Raw genomic sequence first — 3571 nt, forward strand, 5'->3', positions numbered from 1 at the left:
CCGCGCTCACGAAGCTCTCCCACGCCCTCGATGTACACGCCGAACGTTACGGCGGAGAGCCGGCGGCGGATGTCCGAGCGGTCCTGGCGGAAGAGAAGAAGCGTTGGCGCACAGAACTTGCCGCGCGTTCCGGTGGTTACATGTCGCGCGCGTATCCCGATCCCATCGGCCTCTACGCCGCTATCTCGGACCCTGCCCTGCGCCTGCAGGCACGCCTCATAGGCGAGACCGGGTGCCGCACCGAAGGCGTCGGCGCACCGGCGCGCGGCAGCAATCCGCTCACGGCCGTGAATCTGCTCGGTGTAGGCACGGATCCGGTCACCGGCTATGCCGCCGGGCGCATCGTCGTCACCGAGAAGGGAGGCAAACGGACCGTGCATTTCCTGCGACCGGAGACCTACCACGATCTCGAAGAGCACATCGCGGAGCACGGCCCGCTCACTTCACCGTACCGCACCTTCCTGCGGGCCGTTGAAGTGGCCGCCAGGGAGACGGGGCAATACGCCCCAGGCAGGGGAACGCACGGCCTCAAGCACAGCTTCGCCCAGGCGCGGATGCATGAGGCCATCGACGCGGGACTTACGCACGAGGAAGCGAAGCTGGCTGTTGCGAACGAGATCGCGCACCACCGCCTTGATAGCGTCGATATTTATATAAGGTAAGCCGTGCCGAAACGCGCAACTCATCCGTCTGGATTGCACACCGCAAAGGAGCGGGCTCGTGCGCTGCACTGGCTCGTCGGCCTGGCCGAGTCCGACCGAGAGCGCATACTTGCCGACGCCTTCAACGCGTGCGCCTCGAACGCGTCGCACACCCCATACGTCGCCCTGCTCGGCGCGATTCGCCGCTTCGGCTTCGACACGATCCGCCAGCGCGGATTCCGTGTCGCAGGCCTGGAGCAGTTCGCAGACTTCAAACGGGTGCGCGAATCCCGTGCCCGAAACCTGCGCGAAGAGCGCCCCTCCCCGCTGCACGACAAAGTGCTGCACCGCTGGGCGCTGGTGCGGGAGCTTCATGGGCAAGGTCTCGGTTTCCGGCTCATCGCACGCTACTTCTCGAAGCAACTGCGCATCCAAGTCTCGCCGTCATACCTAAGGAAGATTTGGACCGAGTTGGAATCCGCCTAGGCGCATGGAGCCTTGCATCTCGAACTGACTTCCAATCGCAGCCTTCATCGCCCGGAAAAGAGCCGGACTGATGCGCGCGCAGAGTGGAGACGCTGTCTCTGGACCATAGGTATAAGCCAAGGTCTGACCACCGCCTTCCATCCTGCAATCGGGTTCTATCGCGAGTTGCAGTCTTGGCCAGCCGAGAAGGCCATTTGCGCACATCGCCAAACATAGCGCTCGGCAGGCATCTCATGAGCATGCTCCGTGTGACGGGAGACAAGCCTCACACACAGTGGCAAGCAGCCCACCACAATTCGCCATATGTGAAGGAGAACCTCGATCCGAGAAGACCCACACAAGCGCGCACGACACAAAATTCGCAGATCACACTAGTCACGAGTCAACGTATTTGATACAAATTTCTTGTAAGCTACTAAATTCAATGAATTAAAATTTATTCACTCCAGCACCATTAATTATTGACACGGAATCTATGGAGACATACAAAGGGGGTGTGGTCGGCGAACACCAAAACCCTGCCGGCCCAAAAGGGGAAGCAATGAGCTGGACAACAAACGAGACAAGGCGCGTTTTCGAGAACGAGTTTGGCCCTGACTTCGTCGACGACAAGAAGGTTCCGGAGGACATTGATGGACTCGCGGGCTGGCTTGCCGCGGCGTGGTTTACGCGCATGGCGAACGGCGGCGAGTACCCACCGGACTCCCTTCTCGTGCTCAAGGCCATGGAGGCGCTCGCCGAAAAAATTGATTTCGTGCAGCTCGCCCGGGCGTACCGTGTCCGGCAGCTTCGCGGACAGCCTCAGATCATATACATGGTCCAGCGCCTGTCCGATGGCCGGATTCTTGGAGCCTACGCTGACCAGGCCGACGCATTTGAGACCTGCGACAGCTCCGACTGCTGCGTGCGCGAAGTCGAATTTCTCGCGGCCTTCGCAGGAGACCTCAGCAGTCCGGTCGCCCGTCATGCAAAGCTTCCGCAGGATTCCCACCTCGATTACGGCATCGACTTGAGCGCGGCCCAGGAGTCGTTCGACGAGTGCGCCCATCACGGCTCCTGACACGGTATCCCGCCATGTTTCACGGAAAAGCATCACGCCCCGTGGAACATATCGGGCGATCGTGCCTGCCTGCATACCCCAAGGAGTATATAATGTTTTTCGAAAACGACATTCAGCGCGTCATGGACATGTTTGACCTCCACCGCCTGCTCCCGGAGCACTACCCGGAGTTCTTCCGTGTGTTTTTGGCGATCGCGCAGGGGCCCCAGAACCAGATGGATTTCGTGGATATCCAGACAAGGGTATTGCTCCCCCAAACAACAGCATCCCGAATTTGTTACATTTTGGAAGAACACGGTCTCATTTCTATTGGGCTTGCCCCTGGCGACAAGCGCAGGAAGCGGGCAGCGCTTACGCCAGCTGGCCGCCGAACTTTGGGAGAAGTCATGCGCCGCGGGTGGGACATCGCGAGCAGAATGGTGAGGGAGCACTGCGACATCACCAAGGTGAGGCCGCCGGAAGGTCATTTGGAATAACAACATGAAACATTCAGACTGTATTATTGCGCACAGCCGTGAGTCGCCGATTAGCAACCCTGCACTGAAAACATCATTGAGACGAAGAGCATCACACAGTACGACAACCATGCAACTCGATAATACTGGATTGAGAAGGTGCGGAAAGAAAAATCATTCTAGCGCATAGCAAGAAAGCTCCACGAATTGTAAACTGCAACCAAGAGAGGACACCTTGCAAATTGAACACATCGAACACGTTCCGCTCATTGCCGCTGGCTTCAAGCGGTTTATCAGAATTAATCGTTTCAACTCGCAGTTCGAAGACGGCTTTGCCACAGAAGACATGTCAGATGACTACTGCGACTTTGCACAGCTCGCTAACGCCCACGAGTGTTTTTTTAGCGATACACACTGGTGCGATGGGAAATGCACAAGATGGAACATCTGGCGCCCTCTCTGGCTCCACATCGGCGAAGATGCTTGCCGGGACATCGCCGATCAATATGCAGGCGACGATGACATTCACTATGAAGAATTCTGGCAAGCAGTCTGCGATTGTTACTTTGGGCGCACAAAATTAAACAAAATGTGTAATAATCCTCGCTACTTTTCAACATGAAAACCATCACGAGGGCAAAGACAATTCGAAATGCAACTATAAAACAACACACAAGCATTGATGTACGTCTCAACGTTTCGGATATCCTTTTACATTGGCTACACGGTTTCCTAGCAAGTGATGGAGCAGGCACAACCTCCTCGCCGACAACGTTGATGACTGTTCCACAACTGACTGAGGCCTAACGGTGACAGCAACGTTAAACAGCAAAGGAAAATCATGAAGGACAAGATTCTCGACATGGCCGACGCCATCGGAGGCATATGCCGTTTCGATCTGGAAGTTGGCTTCACCGGAGACTGTCCGC

Annotated in this window: 6 protein-coding genes; 5 read left to right on the forward strand and 1 reads right to left on the reverse strand. The window is 56.8% G+C overall.

What is annotated here, in order from left to right; all coding sequences use genetic code 11:
- The 5 genes from Q8O35_RS14030 to Q8O35_RS14050 all read left to right on the forward strand — a co-directional run.
- Positions 1-662: hypothetical protein (locus tag Q8O35_RS14030; protein WP_305574417.1), on the forward strand; the 662-nt coding region annotated here is incomplete at its 5' end.
- Between the two features lie 3 nt (positions 663-665).
- Positions 666-1127, forward strand: a complete 462-nt coding sequence (locus tag Q8O35_RS14035; RefSeq protein WP_305574419.1) for a hypothetical protein — start codon at positions 666-668, stop codon at positions 1125-1127.
- A 541-nt stretch (positions 1128-1668) separates the two neighbouring features.
- A complete protein-coding gene (locus Q8O35_RS14040; protein WP_305574421.1) occupies positions 1669-2187 on the forward strand; it encodes a hypothetical protein in 519 nt (172 codons plus the stop codon).
- A 92-nt stretch (positions 2188-2279) separates the two neighbouring features.
- Positions 2280-2663, forward strand: a complete 384-nt coding sequence (locus tag Q8O35_RS14045; RefSeq protein WP_305574423.1) for a MarR family winged helix-turn-helix transcriptional regulator — start codon at positions 2280-2282, stop codon at positions 2661-2663.
- Positions 2664-2877: 214 nt separating this feature from the next.
- Complete coding sequence (locus Q8O35_RS14050; RefSeq protein ID WP_305574425.1) at positions 2878-3264, forward strand: hypothetical protein; 387 nt, start codon at positions 2878-2880, stop codon at positions 3262-3264.
- Between the two features lie 69 nt (positions 3265-3333).
- Here the strand turns inward: Q8O35_RS14050 and Q8O35_RS14055 are convergent.
- On the reverse strand, positions 3334-3571 hold a 238-nt coding region (locus tag Q8O35_RS14055; protein WP_305574427.1), incomplete at its 5' end, for a hypothetical protein.

Origin of the sequence: Humidesulfovibrio sp., assembly GCF_030689645.1 — a bacterium.
Lineage (GTDB): Bacteria > Desulfobacterota > Desulfovibrionia > Desulfovibrionales > Desulfovibrionaceae > Humidesulfovibrio.

Excerpts from the sequence above, each read along its gene's own strand:
- Q8O35_RS14045 (WP_305574423.1), top strand. The coding sequence starts at position 2,280 with ATGTTTTTCGAAAACGACATTCAGCGCGTCATGGACATGTTTGACCTC.
- Q8O35_RS14040 (WP_305574421.1), top strand. The coding sequence starts at position 1,669 with ATGAGCTGGACAACAAACGAGACAAGGCGCGTTTTCGAGAACGAGTTT.